Source organism: Bradyrhizobium sp. Ken64 (assembly GCF_055807555.1).
The window spans coordinates 1-17,478 of sequence record NZ_JBVVPA010000003.1 but is presented as its reverse complement, the minus strand read 5'-3'; the positions used below and the strand labels follow the sequence as shown (position 1 = coordinate 17,478).

Genomic DNA, 17,478 nt, shown 5'->3' with positions numbered 1-17,478 from the left:
ATTGTCTCAGAAAATCGAGGACTATGCGCTGATCGGCGACTGCGAGACCGCGGCGCTGGTCGGCCGCAACGGCTCGATCGACTGGCTGTGCTGGCCGGCCTTCGATTCCGACGCCTGCTTTGCCGCGCTCCTCGGCACGCACAAGAACGGCCGCTGGCTGATCGCGCCGGGCGAGGACGTCACCGCGACGTCGCGCCGCTATCTCGGCGACACCCTCATCCTCGAAACGCGCTTCGAGACGAAGAGTGGCACCGTTGCGCTGATCGACTTCATGCCGCCGCGCGGCAAGGCCTCGGACATCGTGCGGCTGGTGCGCGGTGTCAGCGGCACGGTGAAGATGCGGATGGAGCTCGTGATCCGCTTCAGCTTCGGCGTCGACATTCCGTGGGTGCGGCGGATCGACCATTCCCTGCTGGCGGTCGCCGGGCAGGACATGACCGTGCTGCGGACGCCGGCGAAGACCCGCGGGGAGGATCTGACCACGGTTTCCGATTTCGAGGTGAAGGCCGGCGAGACCGTGCCGTTCGTGTTGACCTACGGCCCCTCGCATCTCGAGCCGCCCCCGCCGATCGACCCGGAGCTCGCGCTTCAGGAGACGGAAAAATTCTGGCAAGGCTGGTGCAGCCACTGCAATCGCGATGGCGACTATCGCGACCTGATCGTGCGCTCGCTGATCACACTCAAGGCGCTGACGTTCGGTCCGACCGGCGGCATCGTCGCGGCGCCGACCACCTCGTTGCCGGAGAAGCTCGGCGGCGCCAGGAATTGGGACTACCGCTTCTGCTGGCTGCGCGATGCCACCTTCACGCTGCTGGCGCTGATGAACTCGGGTTACACCGAGGAAGCCTCGGCTTGGCACAATTGGCTGTTGCGTGCCGCTGCAGGCTCACCGGCGAACATGCAGATCATGTACGGCATCTGGGGCCAGCGGCGGCTGTTGGAATGGGAGGCGACCTGGCTCGACGGCTACGAGGGCGCGCAGCCGGTGCGCGTCGGCAATGCCGCACATGCGCAGCTCCAGCTCGACGTCTACGGCGAGCTGATCGACGCCTTCCACCAGTCGCGCATGGCCAAGCTCAAGCTCGACGACAAGACGACTTGGGCGCTGGAATGCGCCGTGCTCAAGCATCTCGCCGAAGTCTGGGACCAGCCCGATCATGGCATCTGGGAGCGGCGCGGACAGCCGAAGCACTATGTCTTCTCCAAGGTGATGACCTGGGTCGCCTTCGACCGCGGCATCAAGAGCGCCGAGACCTTCGGTTTCAAGGCCCCGCTGCTGCACTGGCGCACCTTGCGCGATGCCATTCATCGCGACGTCTGCAACCGGGGTTTCGACGCGACCGAAAACGCCTTTGTCGAATCCTACGGCTCGAAGCTGCTCGATGCCAGCGTGCTGCTGCTGCCGGCGGTCGGCTTCCTGCCGGCGGAAGATCCGCGCATTCGCGGCACCATCGCGGCGGTCGAAAAGCACATGCTGCGCGACGGCTTTGTGCTGCGGCACGATCCTCGCGAGGTGCCTGCGGGGCAACCGCCGCTCGAAGGCGCTTTCCTCGCCTGCAGCCTGTGGCTGGCCGATGCTCATGTGTTGGCGGGCGATCTCGACAAGGCGCAGAGCTTGTTCGATCGCGTGATCGGTATCGCGAATGACGTCGGGCTGCTGGCCGAGGAATATGATTCAGGCGCCAGGCGTCAGACCGGCAATTTCCCGCAGGCGCTGACGCATATCGCGCTGGTCAACACCGCGCATAATCTGTCCGCGGCAAGGCAGGGCAGCGAGAAGCCTGCGATGCAGCGGTCGAAGTGAGGTTGGCGGCGATCTCTCCGTTCCCTCCCCCCTTGTGGGGGAGGGGCAGGGAGGGGGGTGTCACACGGGGATTCTTTCGGTAGCGCACCGGTCCTCGGCGCATCATCAACAACGGCACCTTTTCCTGGGCTACCCCTCTCCCTAACCCTCCCCCACAAGGGGGAGGGAACGCACTTCCATTGCGGCGCCAGTCGAGTCTCGTCCCGTCGGGCCTCAACCACTCCCGTTCCGCTTCAAGATCATCTCCATTGCCTCCGCAAAACCGTCCTGCTCGTTGGACGCGGTGACGTGGGTGGCCTGGTCCTTGACGTTGTCGGCCGCGTTGCCCATCGCGATCGAGGTGCCGCTGACGCGGAACATCGCGAGGTCGTTCTGCATGTCGCCGATGGTGGCGACTGCGTCCGTTGCAATGCCGAGGCGCCTGGCCATGGCTTGCACGAAGGTGCCCTTGTCAAAGCCGGGCGGGGTGATGTCGAGATAATAGGTTTGCGAACGCACTGCGGTCGCCTCGCTGCCGAGCGCCTTCTGCATCGCCTTCTCGCAAGCTTCGAGGCCCGCCGCGTCGGCGCTGGCGCCGACGATCTTGCAGGCGGTCGCGAGATACGGCGAAAAATCCGTGACGATGGTCGGATCGGAGCGGATCGTGTGCTGCTCGTGTGCCACGTATTGGCCATCAGGCTTGTCGATCAGCCATTTGTCGGCGGTGAACAGCCAGATGTCGGCGCCGAACTCGCGGAGGATTTGCAAGCTACGTTCGGCCGCGCCCGGCGGAATCAAATGCTGCTCGACCGGATTCATCTCGGGATCGACGATCGAGGAGCCATTGAACGGGCCGACCGGCAGCCAGAGCGCCAGCGGCTCGATCAGGAAGCGCATGCCGATCGCGGGGCGGCTCGACGTAATCGTGAAGCCGATGCCGGCCCGGTGCAGACGCTGTACCGCGGATCTCGCGCGGTCGGTCAGCGTCTTGTCCTTTGTCAGCAGCGTGCCGTCGACGTCGGAGACGACGAGCGAGATTTTTGTCATGACGGCCCCTTGGGTGTTTCTTGGGTGTTTGGCCTCAGCGTTTCGCACTGCCCAGTTTCAACTGCCGTACCGCGCCGTCCACGATCGCTTCCACGGACTCGTCGATCGAGACGGTGATCACGTGCTCGCCGGCCTCCGGCGGCTCCAGCGTGTTGAACTGGCTCGTCAGCAGGCCGGGCGGCATGAAGTGACCCTTGCGTTGCGCGAGGCGAGCGGCGATCAGCTCCTTCGTGCCCCTCAGGAAGACGAAGCGGACGTCGTCGCGTCCGCGCAGGAGCACGTCCCGATAAGTATGCTTCAGCGCCGAGCACGCGATGATGACGTGCTCGCCTTTGTCACAGACCCGAGCGATCTCGTCGGCGATGGCGTTGAGCCAGGGCCAGCGATCCTCGTCGGTGAGGGGATGGCCGGCCCGCATCTTCTCGACATTGCTGGCGGGATGAAAGCTGTCGCCGTCTTCGAAACGCCAGCCGAGGCGCTCGCCGAGCGCTTTTGCAACCGTGCTCTTGCCCGAGCCCGACACGCCCATCACGATCAATGCACAAGGTGCTTCAACGCCCGCCACGAATTCCCTCCGGAAGCGCGGCCTGGTCGACCAGCCAGACGGTCTCGCCATTCGAGCGCGCGCGTACAGCCGGAAGAGTCTCGCCATTGAGCAGGCGCGTCAAGATCGGCTGCTTGTCATGCCCCGCTATCTCGAACAGCATTTCGCGGCAGGACGCCAGCGCGGGCAGGGTGAGCGAGACCCGCGGCACGAAGGGGGCAACATTGGCCTCGGGGACGCCGACCACCCAGCGTCGCGTCTCCTCGATCGCGGGGTAGCCCGGGAAGAGCGAAGCCGTGTGGCCGTCCGGCCCCGCGCCCATCAAAACCATGTCGAACAGCGGCCGTGCCGGATCGAGGCTTTCCGCGCCGTAGAAAGACTGCAGCTCGCGCGCATAGGCCTCGGCGCTCTGATTGGGGTTGTCAGCCGTCGTCGGGATCGGGTGAACATGGCCGAAGGGCGCGTTGCGATCGAGAAAGGTCGCGCGCGCGACCGCCATGTTGTTGAGGGGATCGCTTTCGGGCACGAAGCGCTCGTCACCGATGAACCAGTGCACGCGCTCCCACGGGATTTGTTCGCGCCAGGCGTCGCGGCCCAGCAGCTGGTAGAGCCTCTTCGGGCTGGAGCCGCCGGTCAGGCAGATCGCGATCCGCCCGGGATTGGCCGCGATTCGCGCCATCACCCGTTCAGCCGCAGCCCGCGCCAGAGCCTCGGCGTCGGCCGCGACGATCAGCTTCGACTGTCCCACCGCCGCCGTCACGAGAACTTGCGCCAGCTTCGGCCGTCGCGGCGGAGCAATTCATCGGCACAGGCGGGGCCGTCGCTGCCGGCTCGATAGGTCTCGATGCCGTTGCTGCCCGCGTTCTTCCAGGCGTCCAGGAACGGCTGCACCGCCTGCCATCCGGCTTCGATGCCGTCGGCGCGCTGGAACAGGATGTTGTCGCCGATCATGCAGTCGTAGATCAGCGTCTCATAGCCGGTCGAGGGATCGGCCCGGAAATAGTCGCCATAGCGAAACTTCATCTCGACGCCGTCGATGGTGACGCTCGGCCCCGGGATCTTGGCGTTGAACTGGAGCTCGATGGTCTCCGTCGGTGCGATGCCGATCGTGAGGAAGTTCTGGGAGAGGCGATCGACAGCGGTGCCTGAGAACATCGACAGCGGCGCCTGCTTGAACTTGATCGCGACCTCGGTGCGCTTGTGGCCGAGCGCCTTGCCCGTGCGCAAATAGAACGGCACGCCGGCCCAGCGCCAATTGTCGATCATCAGTTTCAGCGCGACATAGGTCTCGGTGGTGCTGCCGGGTTTGACGTCCTCGGTCTTGCGATAGTCCGGGATCTCATCGTCGCCGATGCGCCCCGACAGATATTGGGCGCGCACCGAGCTCTTCAGCGCTTCCTCTTCGCTCGGGCGCTGAATCGAGGTCAGAATCTCGGCCTTCTCGGAGCGCACGGAATGGGCGTCGAAACGCGCCGGCGGCTCCATCGCGACCAGCGACATCAGCTGGAACAGATGGTTCGGCACCATGTCGCGCAACGCGCCGGTGGCATCGTAGAAGCCGCCGCGATGGCCGACGCCGAGCTTCTCCTCCACCGTGATCTGGATGTGGTCGATATGGTTGCGATTCCAGATCGGCTCGAACATGCCGTTGGCAAAGCGCAGCACCAGGATGTTCTGCACCGTCTCCTTGCCGAGATAGTGATCGATCCGGTAGATCTGGTGCTCGTCCATGATCTTCAGCAGCTCGCCATTCAGCGCGCGTGCCGAGGCGAGGTCGGTGCCGAACGGCTTTTCGATCACCAGCCGCCGCCACGCGCCGTTCTCCTTCATCATGCCGGTGCGGCCGAGCTCGCGCGCGGTCGGCGCGAACGCCGCCGGCGGGGTGGCGAGGTAGAACAGCCGGTTGCCGCCGGTGTCCTGCGCGCATTCCAGGGAATCCAGATGCTCGCGCAGGCGATCAAAGGATGGCGGATCCTTTGCGTCGGCTTCGACGAAGGTCACGCATTCCAGCAGCTTCCTGGCAATATCGTCGTCCACCGGCCGGGTCGCGAACTGGCGCAAGCCCTTCAACAGGCTGTCGCGCAGCTCGTCGTCCGACTGGCCCCGGCGGGCGACGCCGACCACGCAGAACTTTTCCGGTAACAGATGCTCGGCCGCCAGATTGTAGAGCGATGGCATCACCAGCCGATGGGTGAGGTCGCCGGTGACACCAAAGATGACGAAGGCGCAATTTTCCGGCTTGCGCTTGGCTTGCGGGTCTTTTGTCACGAACGATTGGCCTTCGCTCTGCTCATTGCTATTTCGGCTTCGAAACAGCCGGCTGCTTCGGCTCCTTGTGGCCGCCGAAGCCGGCTCGCATCGCTGAGAGAATTTTCTCGGCAAAGGTGTGTTCCTTGCGGGAACGGAACCGTGCGAACAGCGCCGCTGTCAGGACTTCGGCCGGCACGGCCTCGTCAATTGCGGCGTTCACGGTCCAGCGTCCTTCGCCGGAATCCTCGACGAAACCGGAATACTCCGTCAGTGTCGGGCTGTCGGCGAGCGCGGTTGACGTAAGGTCGAGCAGCCATGACGGGATCACGCTGCCGCGCCGCCACACTTCGGCAATATCGGCGAGATCGAAATCGTAACGATGATCCGTCGGCAAGGCCTCGATGTTGGCGTTCTTGAGGATGTCAAACCCTTCGGCATAGGCCTGCATCAAGCCGTACTCGATGCCGTTGTGGATCATCTTGACGAAATGACCGGCGCCGACGGGGCCGGCATGGATGTAGCCCTGCTCGATGCGGGGATCCCGCCCCTCACGTCCCTCGGTGCGTGGAATGTCGCCGGCGCCGGGCGCGAGCGCGGCGAAGATCGGATCGAGCCGATCGACCACCTGTTTCTCGCCGCCGATCATCATGCAATAGCCACGGTCGAGGCCCCAGACGCCGCCGGAGGTGCCGACATCGACATAGTGGATGCCGCGCTGCCTCAGCGCCTTGCCGCGGCGGACGTCGTCCTGCCAGAACGTGTTGCCGCCGTCGATGATGACGTCGCCTTCCTGCATCGCACCCGCGATCGTCTCGATCGTTTGCTCGGTAATGCGGCCAGCAGGCAGCATCACCCAGGCGGTGCGCGGCCGTTCGAGCTTGGAGATGAATTCCTCGAGCGTCGCCGAGCCTACCGCGCCGTCGGCGGCAAGGCCGGCAACGGCCTTGGCGTCCTTGTCATAGACCACGGTCGAATGTCCCTGGCGCATCAGCCGGCGAACGATGTTGCCGCCCATCCGGCCGAGGCCGATCATGCCGAGTTGCATTTGAGGAATTCCCTTAGTTCAGTGCGTCGTTGAGCGCCGCATTGAGCGCCGCGAGGCCCTTCTTGAGCCCGCCCTTCAGGTGGACCCGCAGCGCGCGCCGGCCGCGCTCGGTGAGCACGTCGAAGTCGCCCCGTGCCTGCGCCGCCTTGATCACGCCGAAGCTGGCCTTCTGGCCGGGCACCGGCAGGTCCCTGGCATCGTCGGCGGTGATCTGGAGGAACACGCCGCTGTCGGGGCCGCCCTTGTAGGCCTGTCCTGTCGAGTGCAGGAAACGCGGTCCGAACTCGGCGCAGGTCGCGACATGTCGCTTCTCGCGCACTTCGAGCCGCATGGCCTGGAGCGCGTCGATCGTCGCCTTGTCGCGCGCGATGTAGCCGAGCAGGGCGACATAGTCGCCATGGTTGGAGCGCGACAGATGCGCCTTCAGCCAAGAGGTGAGGTCGCCGTTGGCGCCGGCGGCGCGCAGGGCCGCGGCATTGGTCTCGTCGGTGTAGAGATCGGCCTCGGTGGTGCTGACCACCGGCCGTTCGGCCGGCAGCGCGCCGGTCTTTTCGAACGAGGCGGTGAGCTCCCGGGTCTTGATCTTGGCCGCTTCCACGTCCGGCTGGTCGAACGGGTTGATGCCGAGGATGCTGCCCGCCACCGCCGTTGCCATCTCGAAGCGGAAGAACTCCTGGCCGAGATGGTCGATCGACTTCATCACGATGCGCACGACGGGATGGCCGGCCGCTTCGATCGCAGCAAGCTGCGAGTCGTGGGCGGCGTCCGCTTCGCCCTCGATGCGAATGTCGATGAAGAGCCGGTCATTGCCGTAGACCGCGGGCTCGCCCAGCGGCTCGCCGTCGATCGGGATCAGGCCCTTGCCGTCCTTGCCGGTCGATTCCGCGATGAGCTGCTCGGCCCAGGCGCCGAAATCGGCGATCTTCTTCGATGACAGGATCGTCACCTTGTCGCGGCCTTCGAGCGCTGCATGGCCCATGGCAAGGCCGAGCTGCACGCCGGGGTTCTCACTTGGCGGCACGTCCGGTCCGCAGGAGCGGGCCATCGCCAGCGCGTGCTTGACGAAGGTCTTGATATCGATGCCCGCGGTTGCCGCCGGCACCAGGCCGAACGGCGAGAGCACCGAATAGCGCCCGCCGATGGAGGGCTCGCCGTGGAAGATGCGCGCATAGTTCAGCGTCTTCGCCGCCTTCTCCAGCGACGATCCGGGATCGGTGACCGCAATGAAGCGATGGCCGGTCTTGACCTTCGACCCGACCGCCTGCGCGACGCGCTCGTGGAAATAATCCTTCATCGCATTCGGTTCGGTAGTGCCGCCAGACTTGCTGGAGACGATGAACACGGTGTTGGCGATGTCGATCCTGGCCTCCATCGCCCGCACCTGGGCCGGATCGGTGGAATCCAGCACGTGCAGCTTCGGGAACCCGGGCTTCTTGCCGAAGGTCTCGGCCAGCACCTCCGGCCCGAGGCTTGATCCGCCCATGCCGAGCACGACGGCGTCAGAGAATTTCTGGCCCTTCACGCGACTGGCATAGTCCTCATAGTCGGCCACGTCGGCCTTGGCGGCGCTGTCGAGCCAGCCGAGCCATTTGTCCTCGTCGGTGCCGGTCCAGACCGATTTGTCGCGCTGCCACAGCCGGCGGATCTTGGCCGACGCGCGCCATTCCTCGGTGCTTTTGGCCACGGCCTTGCCGAGACCGTCGCCGAGCGAGAGCAGCTGGCGGTCGATCGCGGGCCCGAGCACGGTGGCGCGCTTGTGCGCGACCGCGCCATAGAGCTTGTCGGCGGCGTCGGCAAACTGCTTGACGCCGTCCTTGACGAGCTCCTCGGTGATGGCGTCGAGCGAGACGCCGGAGCGTTCCAGTTCTTCCAGCACGCGCCTGGCGTCGTCGACATTCTCTTCCAGGCTGTCGCGCGGCGTGCCGTGGTCGCGGAACGCATCCAGCGTCGCCGGCGGCACGGTGTTGATGGTGTCGGGACCGATCAATTCCTCGACATAGAGAACGTCGCTGTAATCCTTGTTCTTGGTGCCGGTCGAGGCCCACAGCATGCGCTGCGGTTTGGCGCCCTTGGCCGCGAGCTTGTCCCAGCGGGGACCCGAGAACAGGCGCTTGTAATCCTGGTAGGCGACCTTCGCATTGGCGATCGCGACCTTGCCCTTCAGCGCGGCGAGCCGTTCCTTTTCGCTCGGATCGTTGGCGCGGGCGATCTTCTCGTCGAGCTGCTTGTCGACCACCGAGTCGATGCGGCTGACGAAAAAGCTCGCCACGCTCGCCACGTGCGAGGGGTCGCCGCCACCTGCGACGTATTTCTCCAGACCGGCGAGATAGGCCTCGGCGACTTGCAGATAGACGTCCCTGGAGAACAACAGCGTGATGTTGATGCTGATGCCGTCGCCGATCAGGGTCTCGATCGCCGGCAGGCCCTCCGGCGTGGCCGGCACCTTCACCATCAGGTTCTTGCGGTTGACGTCCTTCCAGAGCCGCCGCGCCTCGGTGACCGTGCCGGCGGTGTCCATCGCCAGATAAGGCGAGACTTCCAGGCTGACATAGCCGTCGCCGCCCTTGAGGCGGTCGTAGACCGGGCGCAGCACGTCGGCGGCGTTCTGGATGTCCTCGACCGCGACGGCCTCGAACAGGTCGGCGACCGACCGATCGCCGCGCTTCAACGCCTTGCCGATCGGCGCGTCGTACTCGTCCGAGCTGCCGATCGCTTTCTCGAAGATCGAGGGGTTGGAGGTGACGCCCTTGACGCCGTCGGTGTCGATCAGCCGCTTCAGGTCGCCCTTGGCGATGAAGCCACGGGCCAGGAAGTCCAGCCAGACGGCTTGTCCGTGCTTTTCCAGTTCTTTGACGGGATTCATGATGCTAATTTATCTCCAAGCCTGCGGGCGAGGGGTTTCCGCGCCGGTCCTGACGCGCTATCCTCTAGCTTACATGCTTCCTTGAGGGAACCAATCAAGGGTATGAGCGTCATATCCTCCAGTGTAACTCCGTCGCGGTCATGGCGATCCGCGTAGAGGGAGCCAAGTTGCGTAAAAGGTCATTGGCCGTGAGGAATCGGCCGGGCCTCCTTGTGTAACGCCAGCTGCCTCGCCTCGCCGCTCGTGGCTGCGCGGAGTACTCATCAGCGGATTCCGGTCCGCCTGATGCATTGTGGCTCGGTCGCGAATGGCCATGCTGGGGGAAGGCATGCAAGCACATCATGACCGTCCGGCGCTCGCTGTCACGGACAGACTCAAATCGGTCACGTCGACCGGATGCGTCGATGCGTCCCACGATCTCGAAATCGGTCCATGTACGACCCGACTGCGGCTGCTGGTCGTAGCGGGCTTCGCCATGACGCTGCTCAGCGCAACGCTCGCCTTGGGCTGGTGGAACGCTCTTGGCGATTACGGCACGATGGTCGGCTATGCCGGCGTGGTGGCGTTCGCCGTGATGACCGGTCGGCTGATCTGGATGCTCCCCGCCGAGCGGGGATCGGTGGTGATCGTCACCCCCTACGGCATTCGCGACCTCCGCATCGGCAATGAATTTCTGCTGTGGGACTCGATCGCGGAGATTTCGGCTGAAGAACGCCGCGGGCGCAAGGTGATCGTGCTGACGCCGACGCCGGCCTTGCAGAGGCAGCTCTGCAGCATCCGCGGCTTGGCCCGCGGTGTGACGGACGATCGCATCGTCATCCGGTCGGACGGCCTGGCGACCGATTTTGATACACTGCTGCGCGCTTGCCGCGACTGTCAGGCCGCCGGCGGTCCGCGCACCGCATTGCAGCAGGAAGATGAACGCGGCACCCAAGGCTTCGCCGTACAAGCGTCATAAGATCGCCGTTCGCAGACGGCTATGATGCGGCGCCGGATGAACGCATCCCCGGTAATGCCCGGATGTTGCGAGCGAGTGACATTTTCTGGAAATGAGCCAATATAGACAAAGATTCGCTCAAATATCAGGCAGGTGCCTGTTCGTAACTCACCCTGTGCCTACGTTGTGCGTTGCGCCGAGAAGGCGCCCGGGTGTCGAATGATCGTCATGTGCTCACGCTGATTCGAGAGTGGCGCTAAGGAACGGTCCGGTCGCTGCTTTCGTTCAATTGTGTAGCGGAACTCACGCGGAGAGGGATCATGTACAACGATTCTCTATTCAACGCTTTCGCTAAGTCGTTCGAGGCGAGAAGCCAACACGACATGTCGATGGCGGAATATCTGGAATCGTGTCGAAGCGATCCCATGAAATATGCGAACGCGGCCGAACGACTGCTAGCAGCGATCGGTGAGCCCCAGACGATTGACACGGCCAAGGACCCACGCCTTGGCCGTATTTTTTTGAACCGCACGATCCGCACCTATCCGGCCTTCGCCGGCTTCTACGGCATGGAAGAAACCATCGAGCGCATCGTCGGTTTCTTCCGTCACGCGGCGCAGGGCCTCGAAGAGCGCAAGCAGATCCTGTATCTGCTCGGTCCGGTCGGCGGCGGCAAATCCTCGCTCGCCGAGCGGCTCAAGTCGCTGATGGAAGTGCATCCGATCTACGTGCTCAAGGCCGGCGACGAGCTCTCGCCCGTGTTCGAAAGCCCGCTCAGCCTGTTCGATCCGGATCAACTCGGCCCGATGCTGGAAGAGAAATACGGCATTCCGCGCCGCCGTCTCACCGGCCTGATGAGCCCGTGGTGCTACAAGCGGCTGGAAGCCTTCGGCGGCGACATTTCCCAGTTTCGGGTCGCAAAAATCCAGCCGTCGCGGCTGCGCCAGATCGGGATCGCCAAGACCGAGCCGGGTGACGAGAACAACCAGGACATCTCCTCGCTGGTCGGCAAGGTCGACATCCGCAAGCTCGAAACCTACGCGCAGAACGATCCCGACGCCTACAGCTATTCCGGCGGCCTCAACCGCGCCAACCAAGGCGTGCTCGAGTTCGTCGAGATGTTCAAGGCGCCGATCAAGATGCTGCACCCGCTGCTCACCGCGACGCAGGAAGGCAACTATATCGGCACCGAGAACATCGGCGCGATCCCGTTCACCGGCGTCATCCTCGCGCACTCCAACGAAGCGGAGTGGTCGAGCTTCAAGGCCAACAAGAACAACGAGGCCTTCATCGACCGTATCTGCGTGATCAAGGTGCCGTACTGCCTGCGGATCACGGAGGAGCAGAAGATCTACGAGAAGCTGATCCAGGGATCCGAGCTCGCGGCCGCGCCTTGCGCGCCCGCGACGCTGGAAACGCTGGCGCGGTTCTCGGTGATGTCGCGCCTGCGCAAGCACGAAAATTCCACGACCTACGCCAAGATGAGGGTCTACGACGGCGAGAGCCTGAAGGAGACCGATCCGAAGGCGCGCAGCGTCCAGGAGTATCGCGATGCCGCCGGCGTCGACGAGGGCATGGACGGTGTTTCCACCCGCTTTGCCTTCAAGATCCTGGCTGCGACCTTCAACCACGATCCGCAGGAAGTCGCCGCCGACGCCGTGCATCTGATGTACGCGCTGGAGCAATCGATCAAGCGCGAGCAGCTGCCCGAGGAAGTCGAGAAGCGCTACCTCGAATTCATCAAGGCCGACCTTGCACCGCGTTATGCCGAGTTCATCGGCAACGAGATCCAGAAGGCTTATCTCGAATCCTACTCGGATTACGGCCAGAACCTGTTCGACCGCTATGTCGACTACGCCGATGCCTGGATCGAGGACCAGGATTTCAAGGACGCCGACACCGGCCAGCTGCTTGATCGCGAACTCTTGAACCAGGAATTGACCAAGATCGAGAAGCCGGCGGGCATCGCCAACCCCAAGGATTTCCGCAACGAGGTGGTCAAATTCTCGTTACGGTCGCGCGCCCAGAACGGCGGCAAGAATCCGACCTGGATCTCCTACGAGAAGATTCGCGATGTGATCGAAAAGCGGATATTCTCCCAGGTCGAGGACCTGCTTCCGGTCATCTCCTTCGGGTCGAAGAAGGACGGCGAGACGGAGAAGAAGCACGGCGAGTTCGTCGCACGCATGGTGGAGCGCGGCTACACCGAGCGTCAGGTTCGCCGGCTCGTCGAATGGTACATGCGCGTGAAGCAGGCCGGTTGAGGCGGATGGAAAAGTGCCGATTCACATTATTGACAGGCGCCTGAACCCAGGCGGCAAGAGTCTCGAGAACCGGCAGCGGTTCTTGCGTCGGGCCAAATCCCTGGTGCAGGGCGCCGTCAAGAAGACCTCGCAGGAACGCGACATCAAGGACGTCCTGGAGGGTGGCGAGGTCACCATTCCGCTCGACGGCATGCACGAGCCGCGGTTCCGCCGCGACGGCGGAACGCGCGACATGGTGTTGCCCGGCAACAAGAAGTTCATCGAGGGCGACTATCTCCAGCGCTCCGGCCAGGGCAGCGCCAAGGATTCCGGTCCGGGCGAAGGCGACAGCGAGGACGCCTTCCGCTTCGTGCTCAGCCGCGACGAATTCGTCGATCTCTTCCTCGATGATCTCGAACTTCCCGATCTCGCCAAGCGCAAGATCGCGCAGACCGAGAGCGAGGGCATCCAGCGCGCCGGCTACACCACGTCGGGCTCGCCATCCAACATCTCGGTGAGCCGGACGGTTCGGCGCGCAATGGCGCGCCGTATCGCGCTCAAGCGTCCCAGCAAGGAGGAGATCGAGGAGCTGGAATCCGCCATCGCCGCATGCGCGGATGAGGACGAGCGTCTGGTGCTGATGGCCCAGCTCGAGAAATTGAAGGCGAAGTCCAAGCGTATTCCCTTCATCGATCCGCTCGACATCCGCTACCGGCGCTTCGAGACGGTGCCCAAGCCGGTTGCCCAGGCCGTGATGTTCTGCCTGATGGACGTGTCGGGCTCGATGTCCGAGCACATGAAGGATCTCGCCAAGCGCTTCTACATGCTGCTCTACGTGTTCCTGAAGCGCCGCTACAAGCATGTCGACATCGTCTTCATCCGCCATACCGATCGCGCCGAGGAGGTGGACGAGCAGACCTTCTTCTACGGCCCGGCTTCCGGCGGCACGCTGGTCTCCAGCGCCCTGCAGGCGATGCACGAGATCGTGCGCGAACGCTTCAGCCCGTCGGACTGGAATATCTACGCTGCGCAGGCCTCCGACGGCGACAATTCCTATTCCGACGGCGAGCTCGCGGGCATGCTGCTCACCGACAAGATCCTGCCGGTCTGCCAGTTCTTCGCATATCTCGAGGTCGGCGAGTCCGGCGGCAGCGCCTTCGATCTGTCCGACTCCTCGCTCTGGACCCTCTACGAGCGCCTGCGCAACAGCGGCGCACCGCTCTCGATGCGCAAGGTCAGCGAGCGCAGCGAGATTTTTCCGGTGTTCCACGATCTGTTTCAGCGCCGCGACACTGCCCAGGAGAAAGCCGCTCCATGACGGAACGCTTGTTCGAAGGCGCCGATTGGGATTTTCACACCTTGCAGCGCATCACGGATGCCTGCGAGGAGGTGGCGACGAAAGATCTCGGGCTCGACGTCTATCCGAACCAGATCGAGGTGATCACCGCCGAGCAGATGCTGGACGCCTATTCGTCCGTCGGCATGCCGCTGTTCTACAAGCACTGGTCGTTCGGAAAACACTTCGCGTATCACGAGGCCTCATACCGCAAGGGCCTCATGGGTCTTGCCTATGAGATCGTGATCAACTCCTCGCCCTGCATCTCCTACCTGATGGAGGAGAACACGGCGACGATGCAGACCCTGGTGATCGCGCACGCCGCCTTCGGGCACAATCATTTCTTCAAGAACAACTATCTGTTCAAGCAGTGGACCGACGCCGACGGCATCCTGGATTATCTGGATTTCGCCAAGAACTACGTCATGCAATGCGAGGATCGCTACGGCCGGGTCGAGGTCGAGCGCACCCTCGATGCCGCGCATGCGCTGATGTCGCACGGGATCGACCGCTATCCCGGCAAGAAGAAGCTCGATCTCCGCGCCGAAGAGAAGCGGGCAGGGCGCCGCCGCCAGCACGAGGAGGAGGTCTTCAACGACCTCTGGCGCACCGTGCCGGCGGGAAAGAGCAAGACCCGGTCCGCGCTCAGCATCGAACGCCGCCGCAAGCTGCTCGGCCTGCCGCAGGAGAACCTGCTGTATTTCCTCGAGAAGAGCGCGCCGCGGCTGGCGCCCTGGCAGCGCGAGCTGCTGCGCATCGTCCGCCACATCGCGCAATATTTCTATCCGCAGAGCCAGACCAAGGTGATGAACGAGGGGACGGCGACCTACGTCCACTATCGCATCATGACCAAGCTGCATCAGCAGGGCCGCATCAGCGACGGCAATTTCCTCGAATTCCTGCAGTCGCACACCAACGTCGTGTTCCAGCCCGAATTCCACGACCAGCGCTTTTCCGGCTTCAACCCCTATGCGCTCGGCTTCGCCATGATGCAGGACATCGAGCGCATCGTCACCCGGCCGGAAGACGAGGACCGCGAGTGGTTCCCGGACATCGCCGGCAAGAACGACGTGATGGGCGTGCTGCGCGACGTCTGGGCCAACTACCGCGACGAGAGTTTCATCGCCCAGTTCCTGAGCCCGAAGCTGATGCGGCACCTTCGCATGTTCCACCTGCATGACGATCCCGAGGAACGCGCCGGCATCCGGGTCGACGCCATCCACGACGAGCGCGGCTTCCGCCGCGTCCGGCGCGAGCTGGCACGGCAGCACGATGTCGGCTACATCGACGCGAATATCGAGGTGGTCGACGTCGATCTCTCCGGGGACCGGCGGCTGATCCTGCATCACCATGTCATCAAGGGCGCGCAGCTCAACGAGACCGACGCCAAGCGCGTGCTCCAGCATCTGGCCGATCTCTGGACCTACGACGTCGCACTGATCGAGGTCGACGCCAACGACAAGGTGCTGCGCGAATACGTCGTGAGCCCGCGCCCGATCTCGGCGGTGGCCTGACGCTGACGTCACGCCTGGAGCTTCGATGTGGCGGACAGCTCGCCCGCTGTCCATCCTTCGAGACGCCCGCCTTTGGCGGGCCCTCAGGATGAGGACGGAGTCTGCGGCTGCAATTTCGACAGATAGGGACGCTGCCTAGCCTCATCCTGAGGAGACCGCGGAGCGGTCGTCTCGAAGGACGAGGCGCTTGCTCTGGCCGCCGCCGAGAATTTGAATCGACTCGAAGTCCTCTAAGTCGATCGCTTCTTCGCCGGCTTCTTCTTGGCTTTCGACGCGTTCAGCTCCACCGCTGCGCGGATCAGCGCCTTCAACGCCTTCTCGTTGATCTTCTCACCTTCGCGAATATCGATCGCGCGCCGCACGTTGCCGTCGAGGCTGGAATTGAACAGGCCCGCCGGATCGTCCAGCGCCGCGCCCTTGGCAAAGGTCATCTTCACCACGGCCTTGTAGGTCTCGCCGGTGCAGATGATGCCGTCGTGCTCCCACACCGGAACGCCGCGCCATTTCCATTCCTCGACGACATCAGGGTCGGCCTCCTTGATCAGGGCACGGATTCGTCCGAGCATGTCGCCGCGCCAGTCACCGAGCTCCTTGATCCTGCCGTCGATCATCCTGGATGGCGAAGCGCCATCCGTCTTCGTCGCGCTGCTGGTTTTCGCGGTCACGGCCTTCTTCATGTTCACGCCTCTTGTCGGGCGCCGCGGCCGCGGTCGAGATATGGCAGCGCGAACATATTGAGCCCGGTCGCAAGCAACGGGATCAATGGGACGAAGGCGAGCAAGCCGATCCACGTCGCCTGGACTTGCAGCGTCAGGGCGACGATGTTGGCGATGACGGCAAGCGTGAAAGCGATCGAGAGCCAGCGATGGATTTGCCGAATCCACATGTTTCCTGTCATGAAACCTCCTCTTGAGATGATCGAATGAAGGCCGGTGGCCGAGCTAGTCTGCCCTTGCCAGCAGCTCGTCCAGCTTGGCGAGAAACTGCTTCCAGCCGGCATGCGCGCCGCCGAAAGCCTGCTTCTGCGTCGGGCTGAAGCCCGCTTGCTCGACACGCAGATGCGTGCCGGCGCCCGTCGGAGTCAGCGTGAAGGTCACGACGCTCTTGAGGTCGAACGCCGCGTCCTCATGCGAGAAATTCCAGGTGTAGGCGAGCGTCTTCTGCGGCTCGATGGTGAGGACCTCGCAGTCCAGCACGCCGCCCCACTCGCCGCGAAAATTGAAGCGGTGGCCCACGGTCGGCTCGAAGTCGTTCTTCATCAGCCATTCCTCGATCAGATGCGGCTGCGTCAGCGCGCGCCAGATCCGCTCTGCCGGAAAGGCAAATTCGCGCTCGATGACGACGGAACGGGTTTCGGCCGCGGATTCGTTCATTGGTCCATCCTCTTCAGGAGATCGTCGAGCGCGTCGAGCCGGTTCTGCCAGAATCCGGCCATCTGGCTGGTCCAGTCGATCAGCGGATTGAGCGCGCCGGGCTGGGCGCTGTAATGCGTCTGCCGTCCTTGATGCCGGTCGCGCACGAGGCCAGCCTGCTTCAGCGCGCCGAGATGTTTTGAGACCGCGGGCTGAGACACGCCCGACAGTGCCGTCAGAGCCCCGACCGTCTGTTCGCCCTCGCGGCACAATCGCTCGAAGATCGCCCGACGGGTGGGGTCGGCGAGCGTCCTGAACAGAAGATCGTGAGCGGCGGCGGGCATGCAATCCATAACCTGTAAGTTATGGATGTATTCATAACCTTGGGGTTATGGATGTGTCAAGCGCGTTGCGAGCGTGTGGTACTCGCTCGCGCAACCCGCTCCGCCGTCATTGCGAGGAGCCCTTGCGACGAAGCAATCCAGTCTGAGCCTCCCCTAAATCGGTGGACACCTATAGCTTAGACAGCAAGAGGTGTCAGATGACGAAACGGCAGCGACGTTC

At 63.8% G+C, this 17,478-nt stretch carries 15 protein-coding genes; 5 read left to right on the top strand and 10 right to left on the bottom strand.

Features of this window, described 5'->3' with window-relative positions; genetic code table 11:
* The first annotated feature begins 1 nt into the window (after position 1).
* Positions 2-1,804: a glycoside hydrolase family 15 protein gene (locus AC0L2F_RS05980; protein ID WP_473247819.1), complete on the top strand. Its 1,803-nt coding sequence runs from the start codon at positions 2-4 to the stop codon at positions 1,802-1,804.
* Positions 1,805-2,017: 213 nt separating this feature from the next.
* Here the strand turns inward: AC0L2F_RS05980 and AC0L2F_RS05975 are convergent, their stop codons facing one another.
* From AC0L2F_RS05975 to AC0L2F_RS05950, 6 genes are read right to left on the bottom strand one after another with little or no spacing between them, the layout of a single operon-like run.
* Positions 2,018-2,830, bottom strand: a complete 813-nt coding sequence (locus AC0L2F_RS05975; protein WP_473247818.1) for an HAD family hydrolase — start codon at positions 2,828-2,830, stop codon at positions 2,018-2,020.
* A 34-nt stretch (positions 2,831-2,864) separates the two neighbouring features.
* On the bottom strand, positions 2,865-3,395 hold the full coding sequence (locus AC0L2F_RS05970; protein ID WP_473247817.1) for a gluconokinase: 531 nt from the start codon (positions 3,393-3,395) through the stop codon (positions 2,865-2,867).
* Positions 3,382-4,134, bottom strand: coding sequence for a 6-phosphogluconolactonase (gene pgl, locus AC0L2F_RS05965; RefSeq protein ID WP_473247816.1), 753 nt, complete (start codon positions 4,132-4,134; stop codon positions 3,382-3,384). Before pgl ends, AC0L2F_RS05970 begins: the two co-directional genes overlap by 14 nt.
* Complete coding sequence (gene zwf, locus AC0L2F_RS05960) at positions 4,131-5,642, bottom strand: glucose-6-phosphate dehydrogenase (RefSeq protein WP_473247815.1); 1,512 nt, start codon at positions 5,640-5,642, stop codon at positions 4,131-4,133. The genes pgl and zwf overlap by 4 nt, the downstream gene beginning before the upstream one ends.
* Before the next feature lie 28 nt (positions 5,643-5,670).
* On the bottom strand, positions 5,671-6,669 hold the full coding sequence (gene gnd, locus AC0L2F_RS05955; RefSeq protein ID WP_473247814.1) for a phosphogluconate dehydrogenase (NAD(+)-dependent, decarboxylating): 999 nt from the start codon (positions 6,667-6,669) through the stop codon (positions 5,671-5,673).
* A gap of 13 nt (positions 6,670-6,682) precedes the next feature.
* Positions 6,683-9,532: a bifunctional transaldolase/phosoglucose isomerase gene (locus tag AC0L2F_RS05950; protein ID WP_473247813.1), complete on the bottom strand. Its 2,850-nt coding sequence runs from the start codon at positions 9,530-9,532 to the stop codon at positions 6,683-6,685.
* 307 nt (positions 9,533-9,839) lie between these two features.
* Here AC0L2F_RS05950 and AC0L2F_RS05945 point away from each other — a divergent pair, with 307 nt between their 5' ends.
* From AC0L2F_RS05945 to AC0L2F_RS05930, 4 genes are all read left to right on the top strand, one after another.
* Positions 9,840-10,490, top strand: coding sequence for a hypothetical protein (locus tag AC0L2F_RS05945; protein WP_063995122.1), 651 nt, complete (start codon positions 9,840-9,842; stop codon positions 10,488-10,490).
* A 299-nt stretch (positions 10,491-10,789) separates the two neighbouring features.
* A complete protein-coding gene (locus AC0L2F_RS05940) occupies positions 10,790-12,733 on the top strand; it encodes a PrkA family serine protein kinase (RefSeq protein WP_007595704.1) in 1,944 nt (647 codons plus the stop codon).
* 19 nt (positions 12,734-12,752) lie between these two features.
* Entirely contained in the window at positions 12,753-14,030 is a 1,278-nt protein-coding gene (locus AC0L2F_RS05935) for a YeaH/YhbH family protein (RefSeq protein WP_179950138.1), read from the top strand.
* Entirely contained in the window at positions 14,027-15,562 is a 1,536-nt protein-coding gene (locus AC0L2F_RS05930) for a SpoVR family protein (protein WP_473247812.1), read from the top strand. The genes AC0L2F_RS05935 and AC0L2F_RS05930 overlap by 4 nt, the downstream gene beginning before the upstream one ends.
* Before the next feature lie 230 nt (positions 15,563-15,792).
* Here the strand turns inward: AC0L2F_RS05930 and AC0L2F_RS05925 are convergent, their stop codons facing one another.
* Genes AC0L2F_RS05925 through AC0L2F_RS05910 form a run of 4 tightly spaced genes read right to left on the bottom strand, consistent with a single transcriptional unit; the run spans position 15,793 to position 17,258 of the window.
* Positions 15,793-16,239, bottom strand: coding sequence for a DUF1801 domain-containing protein (locus tag AC0L2F_RS05925; protein WP_063995123.1), 447 nt, complete (start codon positions 16,237-16,239; stop codon positions 15,793-15,795).
* 2 nt (positions 16,240-16,241) lie between these two features.
* A complete protein-coding gene (locus tag AC0L2F_RS05920) occupies positions 16,242-16,460 on the bottom strand; it encodes a hypothetical protein (protein WP_473247811.1) in 219 nt (72 codons plus the stop codon).
* A gap of 43 nt (positions 16,461-16,503) precedes the next feature.
* Entirely contained in the window at positions 16,504-16,935 is a 432-nt protein-coding gene (locus AC0L2F_RS05915) for an SRPBCC family protein (protein WP_473247810.1), read from the bottom strand.
* Positions 16,932-17,258 carry an ArsR/SmtB family transcription factor gene (locus tag AC0L2F_RS05910; protein ID WP_007595691.1) on the bottom strand — a complete coding sequence of 109 codons (327 nt, stop codon included), beginning with the start codon at positions 17,256-17,258 and terminating at the stop codon, positions 16,932-16,934. The genes AC0L2F_RS05915 and AC0L2F_RS05910 overlap by 4 nt, the downstream gene beginning before the upstream one ends.
* Between the last annotated feature and the right edge of the window lie 220 nt (positions 17,259-17,478).